Raw genomic sequence first — 18,339 nt, 5'->3', positions numbered from 1 at the left:
GGACGACCCGACCGGGTGTGAGGTCACGTCGGAAGCGGCACGTTCTGCAGTCGAACCTGACCGCGCGCGATGGTCTTGCCGCTGTCCGAAGCCGTGACGGTCACCAGCCACAACTGTTGAACGCGGCCCTGCTGCAACGGTTCCGCGACGACGTCGACGCGTCCGCCCTTGCTGGCGCGCAGGAAATCGGTTCCGTTGTGCACGCCGACGGCGAACTCGCCTCGTTCCTTCACGGCCTCGCTCGCACCGATGCTGGCGGCGCTCTCGACGGCCGTCGTGTAGACGCCGCCGTGCACGACGCCCCAGGGGGTGAAGTGCTCCTCGGACAGCTCGATGTGGCCGACGACGCGTGTACCCGACACCTCGTCGACGACCAGACCGGCAGCGGCGACGAACGGACTTGCCTTCTTCAGGGCGTACTTCGCGGTCGACCGCGGGTCGAACTGTCCGAGATCCATACCTGACGAGGTTAGTCGGTGAACGGGAAGCGGATTGCTTTCAGGTCCACTCGACCGTCCCGAGCCAGGATGCCCTCGGCGCGCAATTGTTCGAGCTGCCGCGTGGCCAGGTGCGCGGCCGGCTTTCCGCTGGCCGACAGCACTCGATGCCACGGAAGGTCCGCAGAGTCCGTTCGCATGATCCAGCCCACGATGCGCGGGCTGGACAGCCCGGCGGCCGCGCAGATGTCCCCGTACGTCGCGACGTGGCCCGGGGGAATGGATGCGACCAGCGATCGCACGGTCTCGACCTGCTCGTCCGTGATGCGCGCCATCTACAACAGCTCACGCACCAGATCGGCGACGTCGGCGGGCTTGGCCTGAGGAACCATGTGATCGCAGTCGAGTTCGACGATCGTCAGGTCGTCACCCAGCTGTGCATCGAGCGCCTTCTTGAACTGGTCGGTCACGTACGGTGGCTGTACGCGCATCGCCTGCACGACGACGGTCCTCGTACCCGCCGGGGGCACGACGAGCGGCCGCGCGAGCTCACCCCACGACGCGACGATCGCCGCCGTCGACATGCGCCACTTGACGCGGCCGTTGTCGGCCCGTTCGAGATGCTCCTCGATCTCGCGATCCAGAAGTTCGACGGGAACGTCCGCCCACGCGCCGTTGATCTTCTCCGACTTCGCCTCGTCGGCATCGGTGTAGTCGGGATACTTGGCGGTGAGCTCGGCGACCTCGAGCAGGTCGTTCGGGTCGATCTCGATCGCCGGGTCGAGAAGAACGAGCCCTCGCACGAGCTCGGGATGCGTCGCCGCCAGATGCACGGCCAGCGCGCCGCCGTACGAATGGCCGACGACCAGGACCGGTCCACGCGCGTGGTTCTCGACGAGCGTTCGCAGTGCACCGATCTGCGCGGCGATGTCCCACGGCGGAGTCGACGGCGATCGGCCGTGGCCGATCAGGTCCGGGGCGAGGAATCGGGCCTCGGGCAGATGATTCTCGGCGAGGTCACGCCAGCGGGCGCCGTGTCCGGTCATGCCGTGCACGGCAAGGATCTCGGGCCCGTCGACCGGCCCGTACGTGTGAAGGTTCAGCTGGGGCACCGGTTCAGTCTGCCGCATCGATGCGATCGCAGGGCGCCGGGTCGGACGGTCACGGGATGCGAGTGTGTCGGTGGGGCGTGATCCAATCTTCTTCCATGGACGGACGCGGCGGTGACAGGCAGGGCGGTGACAGGCAGGGCGGGGCGACGCTCGTGCGGGCGCCTCGCGTCGCGCAGGCTCGTCGCACGTGGTCGGGCGACGCCCAGCGGTTGTTGACCAGTTTCTCGGATGCCGCCGAAGCCGCAGCCGACGGAGGTGCGGCGTGGCGTCCGTGGCAGGTGCTCGGCGGTCCCGGCACCGGCAAGACCTCGTTGATGGCCGATTACGCGGTGTCCCGCATCGCGGACGGCGACCCGGAATCGGTGCTCGTGCTGACGCAGTCGAAACGGGCTTCGGTCCGGATGCGCGAGCAGATCACCGCGGGACTGTTCGCCGGCGAACTTCCAATGCGAGCGACGCGTGAACCGTTGGTGCGCACCGTCCACTCGTACGCGTTCGCCGTCCTGCGTCTGCAGGCGGCCATCTACGGCAACCCACCTCCTCGGCTCCTCACCGGCGCCGAGCAGGACGCCGTGGTCCGCGAGATGCTGCGAGGAGACATCGACGACGGTGCTGCCGACTGGCCGGAGAGGTTGCGCCCTGCACTCGGCATGTCGGGTTTCGCCACGGCGGTCCGCGATCTGATGCTGCGCTCGGCCGAACGGGGTATCGGCCCGGAGGACCTCGTCAAACTCGGCCGAAAGCACGGACGCGAGGAATGGGTCGCCGTCGGCAAGTTCGCGGCGCGCTACGAGCAGGCCATGTTGCTGCGCGGTGCCGTCGGAATGGAGGCAGCAGGGGCGTCGGCGCCCGGGCTCGACGCCGCGGAGCTCATCGGCAGCGCGCTGATGGCCTTCGCGACCGACCCGGAGCTGTTGCAATCCGAGCGCGCCCGCATCAGGCACCTCGTCGTCGACGACGCGCAGCATCTCGATCCACAAGCGGCGCACTTGATTCGGGCCATCGGCAGCAACACCGACTCCACCGTCGTCGCGGGCGACCCCGACCAATCGGTCTTCACGTTCCGCGGTGCCGACCCGTCGTTCGTCGCGGATCTGGCCGAGCCGGGGGATGCTCGCCGAGTGGTGCTGACGCACAACTTTCGTAGCGATCCCGTCGTTGCGAAGATCGCTCACTCCATCGCGGGCCGACTTCCGGGTCTCGCGCGTCATCGAGGTGCGGAGGCAGTCGGCGCACCGCGTTTCGGCGAGGCCAAGGCGCTCGTTCGGGTGCACGCGTCGGCGGCCAAGGAGGCCACTGCCATCGCCGACGTCATGCGGCGCGCCCATCTGGTCGACGGCATGCCGTGGTCGGAGATGGCCGTCGTCGTGCGGTCGGTTCCCAGGGTCGTCGCACCGCTGCGACGAGCACTGCAGGCGGCGGGTGTTCCCGTCGTGACCCCGGCGTCGGAACTGCCGCTGCATCGGCAGCACGGTGCCGTGGGTCTGCTGTTGGTGCTGCGGTCCATGGTCGACGACTCGTTCGACGGTGAGGACGCGCTCGCGTTGCTGTCCGGTCCGATCGGCGGCGCCGATCCTGTTGCGCTGCGTCGGCTGCGCCGTGGCGTCCGGCGAATCGAGTTGGCCGCGGGCGGCGAACGCGACTCGTCGGAACTCCTGCGGGCGGTCATCGTCGACGCCGGGTCCCGGCGCTCGGAAGGCGATGCGCCACAGTCGGATTCGGCGTGGGTGTCCGAGCTCTCGGACGTCGAGTCGGCGCCGCTGCGTCGAGTCCTGTCGGTGGTACGGAAGGCCGCTGCCGTCGCTCGACGTGGGCGCGGCGTCGAGGACGTGCTGTGGGCGGCATGGCAGGGCACCGGTCTGGAACGGCGGTGGGCATCGGTGTCGGCGTGGGGCGGCTCTGCGGGTGCGCAGGCGGATCGGGATCTCGACGCCGTCGTCGCACTGTTCGACGCCGCTGCGTCCTACGTCGACCGGTTGCCCCAGGCGCGGCTCGCCGGATTCGTCGACTACATCACCCAGCAGCAGATCCCGGGCACCCGCATCTCGGCGGCGGCCGCAACCGACGCCGTCACCGTCCTCAGTGCGCACTCGGCCGCGGGACGGGAATGGGAACTCGTCGCGGTCCCCGGAGTGCAGGAGGGGCTGTGGCCCGGGCTGCGGGCCCGAGGCAGTCTCCTCGGTACCGAGTCGCTCGTCGACCTCACGTCGGGAATCGCCGACGCCGCCTCGTTGATCGACGGCAGCCTGTCTCGTACGGCACCGTTGCTCGCGGAGGAACGCAAGCTGTTCATGGTGGCGTGCAGCCGCGCTCGATCCATCCTGATCGTCTCGGCGGTCGATTCGAGCACCGGCGACGCGGATCTCGTCCGATCCCGGTTCGTCGACGAGCTCGTGGCGGGCGACGCCGACGAGCAGGGCTCCCAGGACGCCGACGACTGGTCGACGCACGCACAGGACAAGGAGTCGAACGAGCGGGTGCTCGCGCTGCCCATGTTGGTGGCCGAACTGCGCAGCGTCGTGTGTGATTCCGTTGTCGCAGAACAGGATTCCGCGAAATGGCATCGCGCCGCGGCGCAACTGGCGCGCCTCGCCGACGCGGGGGTCAAGGGAGCTCACCCCGACGAGTGGTTCGGGCTTGCGGATGTCAGCACCGATGCACCGCTGTGGACCGTCGACGACGGCCCGGTTCCGCTGTCGCCGTCGACGGTCGAGCAGCTGACGACGTGCCCGCTGCGGTGGATGCTCGATCGTCACGGAGGCAACGACGGTGCCAACACCCATGCCGTGACGGGAACGCTCGTGCACACGCTCGTGCAGGCAGTCGCCGGCAACATGCCCCCCGATCAGGTCCGACGTGCCCTCGAAACAGCATGGGATGCCGTGGATCTCGGGTCGCAGTGGTTCTCGCGGCGGGAGCTCGATCGAACCGCAACGATGCTCGAGACGTTCGAAGCATGGCTACGCGGCACCAGGGGAGAACTGACCGAAGCCGGCGTCGAAGTGACGGTGCAGGGAGTGCTGCCTGCACGGACGGACGACGAACCGGCGGTGGCGTTGCGTGGCCGTATCGACCGTCTCGAGCACGACGCCGACGGCAGGCCGGTGATCATCGACGTCAAGACGGCCAAGAGTGCTCTGTCGAAAGAAGATGCGCGGAGCCACAATCAGCTCGCGACCTACCAGGTCGCGGCTGCGGCCGGTGCTATCGAGGGGGAGCCCGCAGCACAACCGGGAGGCGCACGCCTCGTCTATGTGGCCAAGCCGCACAACAAGGACGGCGCGACACAGCGGATGCAGGAACCGCCGAGTCCCGAGACGCTGGAGGAATGGCGTGACATCGTGCACGCCGCGGCCGCCGCGACGAAGGGCCCCACGTTCAGGGCCTTCGTCAACGACGGGTGCAGGCACTGCCCGGTCAAGTCGAGCTGTCCCGCGCACGAGACCGGAAGGCAGGTGACCGACAGTTGACCACCCGATCCGCGCCGAAGAAGCGGCAGGAACGACCGGAACCCCGCATCGATCCGATCGAGCTGGCCCGTGCGCTCGGTCAGAAACATCCCCCGACCGCCGAGCAAGCCGCGGTCATCTCCGCGCCCTCGGGTCCGACCCTCGTCGTCGCCGGAGCGGGCGCCGGCAAGACCGAGACGATGGCTGCACGCGTCGTGTGGATGGTGGCCAACGAGTTCGTCGACCCCGACAGCGTGCTCGGCCTGACGTTCACCCGAAAGGCCGCACAGCAGTTGACCACTCGTATTCGTGCGCGGCTGAACCGCCTTGCCGGATCGGATGTCGTCCGTGCCCTCGATCCGAGTCTGCACCTGCGTGAGCGCATTCTGACCGGTGAGCCGGAGGTCAGCACCTACCACTCGTACGCGGGCCGACTCCTGACCGAACACGGCCTGCTGCTGCCGATCGAACCGTCGGCCACACTGCTGTCCGAGACCGAGCTGTGGCAGCTGGCCCATCGTGTCGTCAGCACGTGGGACGGTGACCTCGACACCGATCGCAACCCGACGTCGATCACCGAAGCCGTACTGGCTCTGTCCGGTCAGCTCGCCGAACACCTCGTCGATCCCGACGATCTTCGCGAGGCGCACACCGACCTGGACAAACTCGTGCACGGTCTGCCCGCGGGCCCCAAGCAGCGCGGTGGCCCGTCGAAGGCGCTGCTCGACATCCTTGCCGCGCAACACGATCGGATCGCGTTGCTCCCACTGGTCGAGCGGCTCGCGCAGACACTCAGGCGCGAGGGCGCGCTGGACTTCGGCAGCCAGATGTCGCTCGCCGCGCGTGTGGCCGCCGACCACGCCCCGGTCGGCCGCGCCGAACGCGAACGGTTCCGACTCGTTCTGCTCGACGAATACCAGGACACCGGGCACGCTCAACGCGTGCTGCTGTCGTCGCTGTTCGGCGGCGGATCGGATCCGACGCTCGCGTTGACGGCCGTCGGCGATCCCATGCAGTCGATCTACGGATGGCGTGGTGCGTCGGCAGCCAATCTGCCGCGTTTCGCGACCGACTTCCCACTCGCCGACGGAACGCCTGCGCCGCGGCTCGAGCTGCTCACGAGCTGGCGTAACCCGCCCGAGGCGCTCGAACTGGCCAATCACATCACCGAACCGCTGAAGCGCACGGGAGTTCCGGTTCCGACGCTGCGAGCGCGTCCGGGCGCTACACCGGGTGACGTCCGCCTCGCCGTCACCGACACCGTGCTGACCGAACGTGAATGGGTCGCCGATCGGATCGCCGACGAGTACCGACGTGCGCGTGACGAGGACCGACCTCCGCCCACTGCGGCCGTCCTCGTTCGACGCAACGCCGACGCCGAGCCGATCGCGGAGGTGCTGCGGTCCCGTGGCCTCCCCGTCGAGGTCGTCGGACTCGGTGGGCTACTGCACATACCCGAGATCGCCGACGTCACCGCGATGCTTCGACTGGTCGCCGATCCGATGGCGGGCAGCGCAGCGATGCGTGTCCTCACCGGGTCGCGCTGGCGGATCGGTGCGGCCGACCTACGCCAGTTGGCGCGGCGGGCGAAGCGACTGTCCATCGCAGGTGGCTTCGGCGCGTCGGGACGCGTCGACGATCGGGCCGCACTCGACGCCGCCCTCGAAAGTTCGCTTCCCGGTGAACAATCCGAGGAAGCCGGTCTCGCCGACGCGATCGCGGACCCCGGGCCGGCAGAGCATTATTCGGAGGTCGGGTACCGCAGGATCACAGCGCTGGCCGCCGAGGTGCATTCGCTGCGCGAACGTATCGGCCAGCCGCTCACCGAACTGGTGGCCGACATCGAGCGAGCCATGGGCATCGGTGTCGAAGCGCAGGCGCGTACCGCGGCGGGCGTGGTCGGCGGGGTCGGGCGCGAACACCTCGACGAGTTCGCCGGCGTCGTGGCCGACTACGCCGACAATCCGACGGCTACCGTCACCGGGTTCCTGTCCTTCCTCGGTGCTGCCGAGACGGTCGAGGACGGGTTGGCGCCGGGCGAGGTCGAGGTGGCGCCGCATCGTGTCCAGGTGCTGACGGTGCACTCGGCCAAGGGCCTCGAGTGGGAGGTGGTGGCCGTTCCGCACGTCGCAACCGGAGTGTTCCCGTCGACGACGGCGTCGGCGACCTGGCTCGGCGCGCTCGCCGAACTTCCCCCGTCGCTACGCGGTGACAGGTCCGTCGCCCAGGAGGACGGCCGAATGTCCGAAGGTGTCCCCGTCCTGGAGCTGGAGGACCTGCACAACCGCAAGGACCTGCAGGACGCCGTCGACCGCCACAAGGAGGCGCTCGCGCGACGCCGGCTCGCCGAGGACAGACGTCTGTTCTACGTCGCGCTCACGCGCACCGAGCGTGCACTGTTCGTGTCGGCGCATCACTGGGACGAGAGCGCCACCAAACCGCGCGGACCGTCGCCCTTCCTGATCGAGCTGAAAGAGTTGATCGACGAGCGAGCGCACACCGAGTCGGCTCCGGTGGCGGTCGTCGACCGGTGGGCCGACGCGCCCGACGACGGAGTGAACAATCCGCTTGCCGCCGAACCGCATTCGGCGTCATGGCCGCGCGATCCACTCGGAGCGCGACGGGCAGCGGTGGAGAACGGCGCCCGGGCCGTACTCGCGGCGTTGCGCGGTCGTGCCGACGGGACGAGCGAGCAGCAGGACGACGACCAGCAGGACGACGAGCCGCAGAATGACAACGACGCCGATCCCGAGCAGTGGGCGGCGGACGTGGACGCCCTGCTGGCCGAACGAGCGGAACGAGCCGGATCCACTGTGACCGTTGCGCTGCCGGAGAACCTGTCGGTCAGTCAGTTGGTCGATCTCGCGGCCGATCCCGATGCCTTGGCGTCGCGCTTGCGTCGTCCGTTGCCGTTCCCGCCGAATCCGTTGGCGCGCAGAGGTACGGCGTTCCACGCGTGGATCGAGCGGAGATTCGGCGCGACGCGGCTCCTCGACCTGGACGAACTGCCCGGATCAGCGGACACGGGTGCTGCGACGGACGTCGATCTCGAGACGCTGCAGCAGGCCTTCCTCGACTCGGACTGGTCTCTGCGCAGTCCCGTCGAAGTCGAGGTGCCCTTCGAGACCTCGGTCGCCGGAACGGTTCTGCGGGGCCGGATCGACGCCGTGTTCGCCGATTCCGACGGCGGTTGGACCGTCGTCGACTGGAAGACGGGCGCCGAGCCGACTCCGAAGGAGGAGAAGTCGGTGGTGATGCAGCTCGCGGCGTACCGCATCGCCTGGGCCGAACTGATGTCTGCGGTGTCCGCCGAACCGGTTCCGCTCGAGAAAGTGCGCGCCGCGTTCCACTACGTGCGCAGCGGCCGCACCGTGGCGCCGGCAGAGCTGCCCGACGCCGACGCGTTGGCGGCGCTCATCGAGGGACGGACCGATGTCCGGTTCGATTCGGACGCCCCATGATTCGCTACGAAGCGCGACGCCTCACCTTAAACGCCTCGGTCACCAACGGAATCTGCAGAGGAAGCCGCGCGAGCAGTGCAGCTTTGACAGCGGGGGACGTGGTACGGCTGAGCACGTGGCGACGGGCGAGGTCGAGATTGGCCGGGAACACGGCGACGAACAGTGCGGCCGCGAGCGTGCCGCCGACACGACGCGTACGCGGGACCGCCAGTGCCGCAGCGACACCGAGTTCCGCGACGCCGGACACGTAGGTGTACGTGCGAGCCTCACCGGGCAGGAAGGACGGTACCTGCATGTCGAAGAACGACGGCGTCGCGAAATGAAGTACCCCGGCTCCGCCCAGCAGCACCGCGAGACGCACGGCAGGTGCCCTGCTCTTGTCCTGTGTCATGGGGTACACCGTGCCACATCGTCATGGTCCACGAAGTCCGCGACGGTGTTTCGTCGCGCCTGGCGTCGCGGTACGGCAGAAGAGGGCTACGCTGCCAGCCGTGGACAGTCTCGTACTAGGTAGGCGACGTGGCAGGTAGATTGCGTGCTCGCTTGAGCGCCGGTGACACCTTGACGGAGCGGCCGGATTTCGCGCTCGTCGGTGTTCTTCGGGTTCCCGAACTGCAGAGCAGCCCGTGGCGCGCCATCTATCGCCGCATCCTGATCGCGCTCGCCGCGCTGCTCGTCGCCGCGCTGATCGTGTATCTCGACCGTGACGGATACCGTGACGCGCAGGACAACGAGCTGTCGTTCCTCGACGCGCTGTACTACGCGACGGTGTCGTTGTCGACCACCGGCTACGGCGACATCACCCCGATCGCGCCGTCGGCGCGTCTGGTGAACATCCTGGTCATCACCCCGCTTCGAATCTTCTTCCTCATCTTGTTGGTCGGCACGACGCTCGCAGTTCTGACCGAGCGGTCTCGACAGGCATTCAAAATTCAGCGATGGAGGCGCACCGTGCGCAATCACACCGTGGTCATCGGTTTCGGAACCAAGGGCCGCACCGCCGTCGACGCGATGCTCGGCGACGGCGTCGCCGCGTCGGACATCGTCGTCGTCGACACCGATCAGGCGGTCCTGGACTCCGCGTCGAACATGGGTCTTGTGACCGTGCACGGTTCCGCGACCAAATCGGATGTGTTGCGGCTCACCGGCGCACAACATGCGGCGGCCATCATCGTGGCCACCAACCGCGACGACACCGCGGTGCTCGTGACGTTGACCGCGCGTGAGATCGCGCCGAAAGCGAAGATCGTCGTCGCGATTCGTGAAGCCGAGAACACGCACCTGCTGCGGCAGTCCGGCGCCGACTCGGTCGTCATCTCGTCGGAGACAGCAGGTCGACTGCTGGGTATCGCAACGTCGACGCCGAGCGTCGTCGAGATGATCGAGGATCTGCTGACGCCCGAGGCAGGCTTCGCCATCGCCGAGCGCGAGGTCGAGCGCGACGAGGTCGGGGGCTCACCTCGACATCTCACCGACATCGTGCTGGGAGTGGTCCGCGGCGGCAAACTGTTCCGCGTCGGATCACCGGAAGTCGACGCGGTCGAAGCCACGGACCGGTTGCTGTACATCCGACGTGTGGGGGAGTGACGACGCACGAATCCGGCACGTCGCCCGTCCGCGATAGTGTCTTCACCGTGCCACGTTTCGAGCTTTCCCAGCCTCCGCTGCTGTCGCGTTCTCCGTTGCACAGAGCGGAAGAACTACGTAGAGACACCGCGGCGCTGCGTGCAGGCTGGCCGACCGCGCGCGTCATCGAACTCGATCACCGAGGTCAGCTGCGCGTCGACGAGTCCGGCATCGTCTACACGCCGGCCACCGATATCTCGGCGGAACCTGCACTCGACGCGGTGTTCCTCGGCATTCACGAGGATCGCCATCTGTGGGCCAAGCGCGTCGGCGTTCTCACCGGCAAGCTGGCAGACTTGCGTAGCTTCGCGGAGTACCTCGACGCGACCGAACTGTCGATTCTGACGAGCGCGCTCGCGATCCTGAATTGGCACGCGGGGGCGAGTTTCAGCGCTCTCGACGGCGCCGCCACGACGCCGTCGGCCGCGGGATGGTCACGCACGAGCACGTCGAACGGACACGAGGAGTTTCCTCGCACCGACCCGGCGGTCATCTGTCTGGTGCACGACGGCGCGGACCGGGTCCTGCTCGCCCGCGCGCCCGCATGGCCCGAGCGTCGTTTCTCGGTGTTGGCGGGTTTCGTCGAGGCGGGCGAGTCTCTGGAAACCTGCGTTGCGCGCGAGATCAAGGAAGAGGTCGGAATCACGGTGTCCGACATCACGTACCTCGGCAGTCAGCCCTGGCCGTTCCCACGATCGATCATGGTGGGTTTCTCCGCGATCGGCGATCCCGACGAGCCTCTCGAGTTCGTCGACGGCGAGATCGCCGAGGCGTTCTGGTTCGACCGTGCAGAGGTCCAGGCCGCACTGAAACTCGGAGACTGGGCCGCCGACGCGGACTCCCGACTGCTGCTGCCCGGCTCGATCTCGATCGCCCGAGGAATGCTCGAAGCCTGGGCCGCCGCCGCGTAGGCGGGCGACGACGGCGTTCACGCAGTAATCAGAGAGACAGCGCCTGCTTGACGGCGGCCAACGACGGGTTGGTGGCCGTCGAACCGTCGGCGAACCTGACGGTCGGGACGACATGGTTCCCGCCGTTGACGCTGCCGACGAACTCCGCGGCCGCGGGGTCCTGCTCGATGTCGATCTCGTCGTAGGCAATTCCTGTTTCGTCGAGTTGCGTCTTCAATCTGCGGCAGTATCCGCACCACGTGGTGGAGTACATGGTCAGTGCTGCGGCGTTCTCGGTAGTAGTCACGCCACCAGTCAACACGTCGACCGTGGTGGTTGTTCCGTCGCGGTCGACGCCGCTCGACCGGTCGCGGGTGTTGTCGGCACCCCCTGACATGATGGTCGGCATGCCAGTGGACTCGATGCTCGCCGGGTTGGATCCCGAACAGTCCGCTGCGGTCTCGGCACCGCGTGGGCCCGTGTGCGTACTTGCAGGCGCCGGAACAGGCAAGACGCGCACCATCACGAGGCGCATCGCGCATCTGGTGTCCGCGGGCCACGTTTCCGCAGGCCAGGTACTGGCGGTGACGTTCACTGCCCGTGCTGCAGGAGAGATGCGTGGGCGTCTGCGTGAGCTCGGTGTCGGCGGAGAAGGACCGCCGGTTCAGGCCCGCACGTTCCACGCGGCAGCGCTTCGGCAACTGAAATACTTCTGGCCTCAGGTCGTCGGAGACACGGGATGGCAGCTGCTCGATCGGAAATTCGCGCTGGTCTCCCAGGCCGCGCACCGCGCGGGCGTGTCGACGTCGACGGACGCGGTGCGTGACCTGGCGGGCGAAATCGAGTGGGCCAAAGGCTCGCTCGTCGCGCCGGAGGACTACGCGGCCATCGCGGCCCGCGTACGACGTGAAGTTCCCATGGACGCGGGCAAGGTCGCGTCGGTGTATGCGGGGTACGAGGACCTGAAGACGCGCGGTGACGACGGCTTCCTGCTCGACTTCGACGACCTACTGCTCCACACCGCTGCCGCACTGGAAGAGCACTCCGCGGTCGCCGACGAGTTCCGCGAGCGCTACCGGTGCTTCGTGGTCGACGAATACCAGGACGTGACGCCGTTGCAGCAGCGTGTCCTCGACGCGTGGTTGGGGGAGCGTGACGACCTGACCGTCGTCGGAGACGCCAATCAGACCATCTACTCGTTCACGGGTGCGACGCCGCGCTACCTCCTCGACTTCTCGCGTCGCTTCCCGGATGCGACGGTCGTACGCCTCGAACGTGACTATCGTTCGACGCCGGAAGTCGTATCGCTGGCCAACCGGGTCATCGGTGCCGCGCGGGGACGTATCGCCGGAACGCGACTGCAATTGATCGGTCAGCGGCCCCCGGGTCCGGAGCCGGAGTTCACCGAGTACGACGACGAACCCGCCGAAGCAGACGGCGTCGCCCGGGCGATCAAGCGCTTGATCGCCAAAGGCGTCGAACCCGCCGAGATCGCCGTGCTGTATCGCATCAACGCGCAATCCGAGGTGCACGAGCAGGCGTTGACCGACGCGGGTATTCCGTACCAGGTTCGCGGCGGGGAAGGCTTCTTCAACAGACCCGAAGTACGCCAAGGTATTTCGGCATTGCGCACTGCGTCCGGCCGCGACGACCTACCCGAGGAATCGAAGTCGGGTGCAGGCCTGCCGTCGCTGGTGCGTGCCGTGCTCGCGCCGCTCGGGTTGACGGCCACGGAGCCGACCGGTGCCCAAGCGCGGGAGAAGTGGGCGTCACTCGGCGGTCTCGTGCAGGTCACCGAGGAGTTGATCGGTCAGGACCCCGAGCTCGATCTCGGTCGTCTGCTGCACGAGCTCGCCGCTCGTGCCGAGGCGCGTCACCCACCCGTCGTGCAGGGCGTGACGTTGGCATCGCTCCACGCGGCCAAGGGCCTCGAATGGGACGCGGTGTTCCTCGTCGGGCTCGCGGACGGCACGCTGCCCATCACGCACGCGCTCGGCAACGACCCCAGCGCCGACAACGAGGCGGCCGTCGAGGAAGAGCGTCGACTCCTCTATGTCGGCGTCACCCGCGCTCGTGAGCACCTGCAGCTGTCGTGGGCACTGGCACGCAACCAGGGTGGCCGCAAGTCGAGGCGCAGGTCGCGGTTCCTCAACGGGTTGATTCCGGACGACTCGCCCGCGTCGCGCATCGCAGCGCCTGCAGCCAAGAAGTCCGGCCCCAAGTGCCGCCTGTGCGGTAAGCCGTTGATCGGAACGGGCGCCACCATGCTCGGGCGGTGCGAGTCACACCCGTCCGACGTCGACATCGCGCTTCTCGACGCGTTGAAGTCGTGGCGTCTCGACAAATCGCGCGAGATGAAGGTCCCGGCGTACGTCGTCTTCAGCGATACGACGCTCACGGCCATCGCGGAGCAGCAGCCGCAGGACGACCGTGGGCTCGTCGCCATTCCGGGTATCGGTGCCAAGAAGTTGGAGCGGTTCGGAGAGGACGTTCTCGCCGTCGTCCGGGAATCGTCGACCAGGTAGTCGAAGTGGTGCCTCGATGACACGAAACCGCAGGTAGAAAATAACTTGTGCGGTGTCGATCACGGGGTTTAGTCTGTTTTCACCGCTCACGGGAAGCCGCGAGCATGCAGTGTGTCCGTGTCGAGTCGAGATGAGGAGGTGGAGAATCGTGAAGAATTCGATCGTTGCCCAGTACGCAGGCGTTGTCGCTGCTGACCTGTCCACGTGGATGGTTCAGGATTCCGCTCACCTCCTCGCGTCCGGTCGCGTCGCACCCGCAGCAGCCAGCACGGCTGTCGTAGGCACCGCCGCGTTCGCCGGCACCGCAGCAGCAGCGAAAAGCGCAATTCCAGCTACACGTCTCCGCCGCGCATACAGCGCGTCCGTGATCGACAGATATCGAGAGCATTCTCGGTAGACCACGTCGATTCAGCCACCACAGGCCACGGACCCGCAGACGCGGACCGTGGCCTTTTTCGTTCGATGAGTCCCCTCGGATTCGAACGTTCGGCCTCCGGGTTCGCACCAGTTTCAGAAACCGTGAATACGCCGCACGAAAAGTAGAGGAGACCGACGTGTCAACCGCCACGATCCGGACGACATGCCGATTCGAGACCGAGAACACCACCGCGACAACGGTTTCGATCACGTCGCTGACCATGGGCGCGCAGCGCGGAACACGCCCCGCCGACGAGATGGCCGTTCCGTGCCGAGCGGCGGATCCCGACCTGTGGTTCGCCGAAACCCCGGGGGAACTCGAGCAGGCCAAGGCACTGTGTGCCGACTGCCCGATCCGCCGGACCTGTTTGAGCGCGGCCCTCGATCGGGCCGAGCCGTGGGGCGTGTGGGGAGGCGAGATCCTCGATCAGGGTGTCGTCATCGCACGCAAACGCCCGCGTGGCCGCCCCCGTAAGAACAGGGCCGATCAGCAGGTTGCGTGATGCGAGTCCACTTGTGATGCCCGGCTTTTCGACGACGATCGGGAAGATCAGACGTCGTCGGTGAAGCCGGGCATCCATTCCGTCAGGATGGCCATGTAGGGGGCGTACGCGTCGAGCTGCGCACAGATGCCGACGAGACCTCCGAGTACCCGGAAGATCATGATGTGTTCGGCGGGCATGTTCAGAGCTCGCGCCGTTCGGAACTGCGCGCTGTCGAAGTCGGCTGCTGTTCCCGCCGCTTTCTGTAGCCACGACCGAGTGAAGTGGAAGGAATCCGTGCGGATCGGGTCCGTGAACGGGCGCAGATAGTCCGCGATCTCCTTCGCGGTGACCGTCCGGCCGGGAATGACGAATCCGCTCTCCACGCACAGTGCGACCAATTCGTCGAACCGTTCCTCGCGTGCGAGTCGCACCATCCTGCCCAGAACGGGAGGTAGCCCGTTCGGCATCGGCGCCGTAGCTCCGAAGTCGATGACGCCGAGGCGTCCGTCGGGCAGCAACATGAAATTCCCTGGATGCGGGTCCGCGTGCAGCAGACCGGCGCGAGCAGGCGCAGCGAACGCGAACAGCGCGAGCAGGGCGCCTGCGTCGTTGCGCTGGTCGGCGGTTCCCGACGCGATGATCGACGACAAGGGGGTACCCGTCATCCATTCGCTGACGAGCACCTTCGGAGCACTCGCGACGACACGGGGAATCGCGAACTGTGGGTCGTCGGCGAACTCTTTCGCGAATGCGCGCTGACTGTCGGCCTCGATGCGATAGTCGAGCTCGTCCTCGGTCCGTGCGATCAGCTCGTCGAGCACGGGCTTGACGTCGGCGCCGGTGAAGATCGCGCTGAAGGTGCTCGCGAAACGTGACATCGTCTTCAGATCCGCGCGCAGTGCGTCGTCGGCGCCCGGGTATTGAATCTTGACGGCGACATCGCGACCGTCCGTCCACACCGCGCGGTGGACCTGCCCGATACTCGCCGATGCGACAGGGGTGTCGTCGAACGACTCGAACCGTGATCGCCAGGCCGTGCCCAGCTGGCGATCGAGCATGCGATGAACCTTGGCTGCCGGCAGTGGCGGCGCGGACGACTGAAGCTTGGTCAGTGCTTCCCGATACGGCTCGGCGAACTCCTCCGGAACGGCCGCCTCCATGACGCTCAGCGCCTGGCCGAACTTCATTGCGCCGCCCTTGAGTTCGCCGAGAACCGAGAACAGTTGTTCGGCGGCCTTGGCCGCGAGATCCGAGTCGATCTCCTCGCGATTGCCACCGGCGAGCTTCTTGCCGAAACCGACCGCGGCCCGTCCTGCGATACCGATGGGGATTCGAGCGAGCTTGGCGGTTCGGGCTGATCCCCGACGAGGAATGTCTGGCACGTACCCATCATGGCTGACGGACGACCATCTCGCCCATAGTGCAGGTAAGAGCGCCGGCACTCGGACGAACGCCCGTCATTCGTGCGCGCAGTCGCACCTGGGGTGGCGGGACCATCGCCGCGTCGTCGTACGGTTCGACGCGAGGTCGATCTCGAGCGTCGTGTCGATCATCGGCGTCGAGTCACGCTTCGTGCAGGCGTCGATCTGAGCCAACGCGAACGCCGCGGTGGCGAGAACGGTCGGTCCGCTCGCGTCTCCCGTGCGTCCGAGCAGCTGCGCCGACACGTAGGGCCACTGCGGATCCAACGCGCTGCGGGTGAGTTCCAGACAGCGGAGGCACGTCGATACTCCGGGTAGGACGAACGGCCCGACGATCCCGACCCCGTCGCGCAACCGAATCTGCAGATGGGGGGTGCGCGTCGCAGCCAGCGCCGTGATCGTCTGCGGGTCCGCCACGAGATCGTCCGCGAGCACGACGAGATCGTTCTGCCAGTGGCCCTCGTCGTAGCGCAGAAGACGACGAGGAGGGTTCGACGATCGTGTCACGGCGATCGTCGACGCGGTGAGACCGTGCTGGACGGCGTCGGCGAGCGGGCCACGTCCCACGATGTGCAGTGTCGACACTCGAGGTTCGGGGGTTGTCGCGCAGTCGACGAGAAGCCCGAACTCGGCGAGTTCGGCCAGAAGCGTGGATGTCGTGGGCGCGGACATTCCCCGCGTTCCGGCGTACCAGACGATGTTCGCTCGCGAGGCTTTGCCGTCGAGGCGGGACAGAACGTCGAGGACGACGTCGGGCGGCACGGTGGGAAGAGCCGTGAGCACGTACGAGCGATCGGGATTCAGCCCGAGCCGGATGGAGCCGTCTCGGAGGACGAACGCGCCGACACGCAGTTTCGGTCTGCGCACGAGTGCACCTATGGACATGAAAGAACGATGACACGGTGGTGCTCGGCGTTTCCGCCCTACGACACGAGTTGTCCACAGGCAGCCAACCCGCTGACCTGGCATTCCATCGAAAAAGAGGGGTGGATCCGACAACGTCGGATCCACCCCTCTTCTTCCTGCGATCAGGCCTGTTCGTCGCCGCCGTCGCGCTTGTCGCGTTCGGAGCGTTCCTGCTCCTCCGTCGCCTTCAGCATCGCGATGGGATCGTCGAACTCGCTGGTTCCGCCGCCGACGACACCGTCGATGAACGATGCCGGATCGTCGAGGTCGGACGACGTCGGAAGCAGGTCCGGGTGGGCCCACACGCCGTCGCGTCCGTCGATGCCTGCCGCTGCAGTCAGTCGGCGCCACAGTTCGCTGGCTTCACGAACGCGACGAGGACGCAGTTCGAGGCCGATGAGTGTCGCGAACGTCTGCTCGGCCGGACCGCCGGACGCGCGCCTGCGGCGGATCGTCTCGCCCAGCGCCACGGCACCGGGGAGTCGTTCGCCGAGAGCGTCCGCGACGACGACCTCGACCCATCCCTCGACGAGGGCGAGCATGGTCTCCAGACGTTCGAGTGCCAGCTTCTGCTCCGGGGTGGTCTGCGGTTCGAACGCACCCTGCTGGAGAATCTCCTCGATCTTCGACGGGTCCGTCAGCGACGCCGGATCCAGTCCGGACGCCGCTTCCTCGATCGCCGAGAAGTCCATCTTGATGCCACGCGCGTACTCCTCGACGGTCGCGAGCACCCGTTGACGCAGCCACGGAACGTGGCTGTAGAGACGCTGGTGGGCGGCTTCACGTGCGGCAAGGAAGACGAGGACTTCGCGTTCGGGCTGCTCCAGCCCGTCGGTGAAACTCGCGATGGCGTCGGGAAGCAACGCGGCGACACCGCTGGGCCCGAGCGGAATTCCGATGTCGGTCGAGGTCAGAACCTCTTTCGACAGCTGCCCGAGCGCCTGGCCGAGCTGCGACCCGAACGCCATTCCGCCCATCTGCGTCAGCATGCCCATCATGGGACCGGCCATCTGCTGCGCCTCGGCGGGCATTCCGGACGTCCACATGCTCGAGATCTGGGCTGCCACCGGGTCGCACAGACGCTTCCAGGTGTCGATGGTGTTGTCGAGCCAGTCGCCCGGCGTCCAGGCAACGGTGCGCGACGCACCCGCGGGAAGCGTCGTCGATCCGTCGAGCCAGAGCTCGGCGAGATGTGCCGCGTCGGCGATCGCGTCGGTCTTGCCGGCCGACACGGGAGACACCGTGCCGATCTGCTGTCGGGCGAGCTGGGTGGCCAGGTCGTAGTTCACCGGGCCCGCGCCCGCGGAACCCGCGGTGCCCATGCCGCTCAGCATCTGACCGAACTGTGTGAGCATCTGGCCCAGCGCGGCGGGGTCGAAGCCTTCGGCACCGAAGCCGAAGCCGTCCGGCATGCCGGCCTGGCCGCCGTCTCCGCCCTGATCCTTCTTCTTGTCCGGATCGTCGTCGGGGCCCTGAAAACCGAAATTGCTCATGGTTCAACGGTACAAGGCATGCAGGCCGGTGGCACCGCTGGTTCTCACGCTGACGGCGAACACGATTGCCGCTGCGAAACACCGCCTGGCACGCCAGTGGGAGGGGTCTCACATCCG

General features: G+C 67.4%; 15 protein-coding genes. 7 read left to right on the top strand and 8 right to left on the bottom strand.

From position 1 onward, the window contains the following. Positions 1-23 precede the first annotated feature (23 nt). Genes A3K89_RS02720 through A3K89_RS02710 form a run of 3 tightly spaced genes read right to left on the bottom strand, consistent with a single transcriptional unit; the run spans position 24 to position 1,549 of the window. Positions 24-458: a PaaI family thioesterase gene (locus tag A3K89_RS02720; RefSeq protein ID WP_068421436.1), complete on the bottom strand. Its 435-nt coding sequence runs from the start codon at positions 456-458 to the stop codon at positions 24-26. 11 nt (positions 459-469) lie between these two features. Further along, positions 470-772, bottom strand: coding sequence for an MGMT family protein (locus A3K89_RS02715; protein ID WP_068421435.1), 303 nt, complete (start codon positions 770-772; stop codon positions 470-472). After that, entirely contained in the window at positions 773-1,549 is a 777-nt protein-coding gene (locus tag A3K89_RS02710) for an alpha/beta fold hydrolase (RefSeq protein ID WP_068421432.1), read from the bottom strand. It lies immediately after the preceding gene. Positions 1,550-1,644: 95 nt separating this feature from the next. Between A3K89_RS02710 and A3K89_RS02705 the strand changes: the two genes are divergently transcribed. Continuing rightward, entirely contained in the window at positions 1,645-5,019 is a 3,375-nt protein-coding gene (locus tag A3K89_RS02705) for an ATP-dependent helicase (protein ID WP_068421429.1), read from the top strand. Then, positions 5,016-8,459, top strand: coding sequence for an ATP-dependent helicase (locus tag A3K89_RS02700; RefSeq protein WP_068421613.1), 3,444 nt, complete (start codon positions 5,016-5,018; stop codon positions 8,457-8,459). Before A3K89_RS02705 ends, A3K89_RS02700 begins: the two co-directional genes overlap by 4 nt. A 4-nt stretch (positions 8,460-8,463) precedes the next feature. Here A3K89_RS02700 and A3K89_RS02695 read toward each other — a convergent pair whose 3' ends face one another. Beyond that, positions 8,464-8,850 carry a DoxX family protein gene (locus A3K89_RS02695; protein ID WP_068421426.1) on the bottom strand — a complete coding sequence of 129 codons (387 nt, stop codon included), beginning with the start codon at positions 8,848-8,850 and terminating at the stop codon, positions 8,464-8,466. Between the two features lie 128 nt (positions 8,851-8,978). Here A3K89_RS02695 and A3K89_RS02690 point away from each other — a divergent pair, with 128 nt between their 5' ends. Both A3K89_RS02690 and nudC read left to right on the top strand, forming a co-directional pair. Further along, complete coding sequence (locus tag A3K89_RS02690) at positions 8,979-10,046, top strand: potassium channel family protein (RefSeq protein ID WP_068421423.1); 1,068 nt, start codon at positions 8,979-8,981, stop codon at positions 10,044-10,046. Between the two features lie 47 nt (positions 10,047-10,093). Continuing rightward, positions 10,094-10,996: an NAD(+) diphosphatase gene (gene nudC / locus A3K89_RS02685; protein ID WP_068421612.1), complete on the top strand. Its 903-nt coding sequence runs from the start codon at positions 10,094-10,096 to the stop codon at positions 10,994-10,996. 28 nt (positions 10,997-11,024) lie between these two features. On the opposite strand, the gene A3K89_RS02680 is transcribed toward nudC, so the two are convergent. Next, positions 11,025-11,249: a mycoredoxin gene (locus tag A3K89_RS02680; RefSeq protein ID WP_068421610.1), complete on the bottom strand. Its 225-nt coding sequence runs from the start codon at positions 11,247-11,249 to the stop codon at positions 11,025-11,027. Between the two features lie 124 nt (positions 11,250-11,373). On the opposite strand from A3K89_RS02680, the gene A3K89_RS02675 reads away from it, so the two are divergent. The 3 genes from A3K89_RS02675 to A3K89_RS02665 all read left to right on the top strand — a co-directional run bounded on the left by A3K89_RS02675 (position 11,374) and on the right by A3K89_RS02665 (position 14,420). After that, a complete protein-coding gene (locus A3K89_RS02675; RefSeq protein WP_068421420.1) occupies positions 11,374-13,500 on the top strand; it encodes an ATP-dependent DNA helicase UvrD2 in 2,127 nt (708 codons plus the stop codon). A gap of 148 nt (positions 13,501-13,648) precedes the next feature. Beyond that, positions 13,649-13,897 (top strand): hypothetical protein, encoded by a 249-nt coding sequence (locus A3K89_RS02670; RefSeq protein ID WP_068421417.1) that lies wholly within the window; start codon positions 13,649-13,651, stop codon positions 13,895-13,897. 241 nt (positions 13,898-14,138) lie between these two features. Beyond that, complete coding sequence (locus A3K89_RS02665) at positions 14,139-14,420, top strand: WhiB family transcriptional regulator (protein ID WP_114331607.1); 282 nt, start codon at positions 14,139-14,141, stop codon at positions 14,418-14,420. 47 nt (positions 14,421-14,467) lie between these two features. Here A3K89_RS02665 and A3K89_RS02660 read toward each other — a convergent pair whose 3' ends face one another. From A3K89_RS02660 to A3K89_RS02650, 3 genes are all read right to left on the bottom strand, one after another. Continuing rightward, positions 14,468-15,784, bottom strand: a complete 1,317-nt coding sequence (locus tag A3K89_RS02660; protein WP_068421411.1) for an ABC1 kinase family protein — start codon at positions 15,782-15,784, stop codon at positions 14,468-14,470. A gap of 75 nt (positions 15,785-15,859) precedes the next feature. Continuing rightward, positions 15,860-16,708: a hypothetical protein gene (locus A3K89_RS02655; protein ID WP_068421408.1), complete on the bottom strand. Its 849-nt coding sequence runs from the start codon at positions 16,706-16,708 to the stop codon at positions 15,860-15,862. Between the two features lie 143 nt (positions 16,709-16,851). Beyond that, a complete protein-coding gene (locus A3K89_RS02650) occupies positions 16,852-18,222 on the bottom strand; it encodes a zinc-dependent metalloprotease (RefSeq protein ID WP_068421405.1) in 1,371 nt (456 codons plus the stop codon). Positions 18,223-18,339: the final 117 nt, after the last annotated feature.

Origin of the sequence: Rhodococcoides kyotonense (assembly GCF_001645385.1) — a bacterium.
Classification (GTDB): Bacteria; Actinomycetota; Actinomycetes; order Mycobacteriales; family Mycobacteriaceae; genus Rhodococcoides; species Rhodococcoides kyotonensis_B.
The sequence above is the reverse complement of the archived record's forward strand: the minus strand, read 5'-3'. Positions and strand labels throughout refer to the sequence as shown.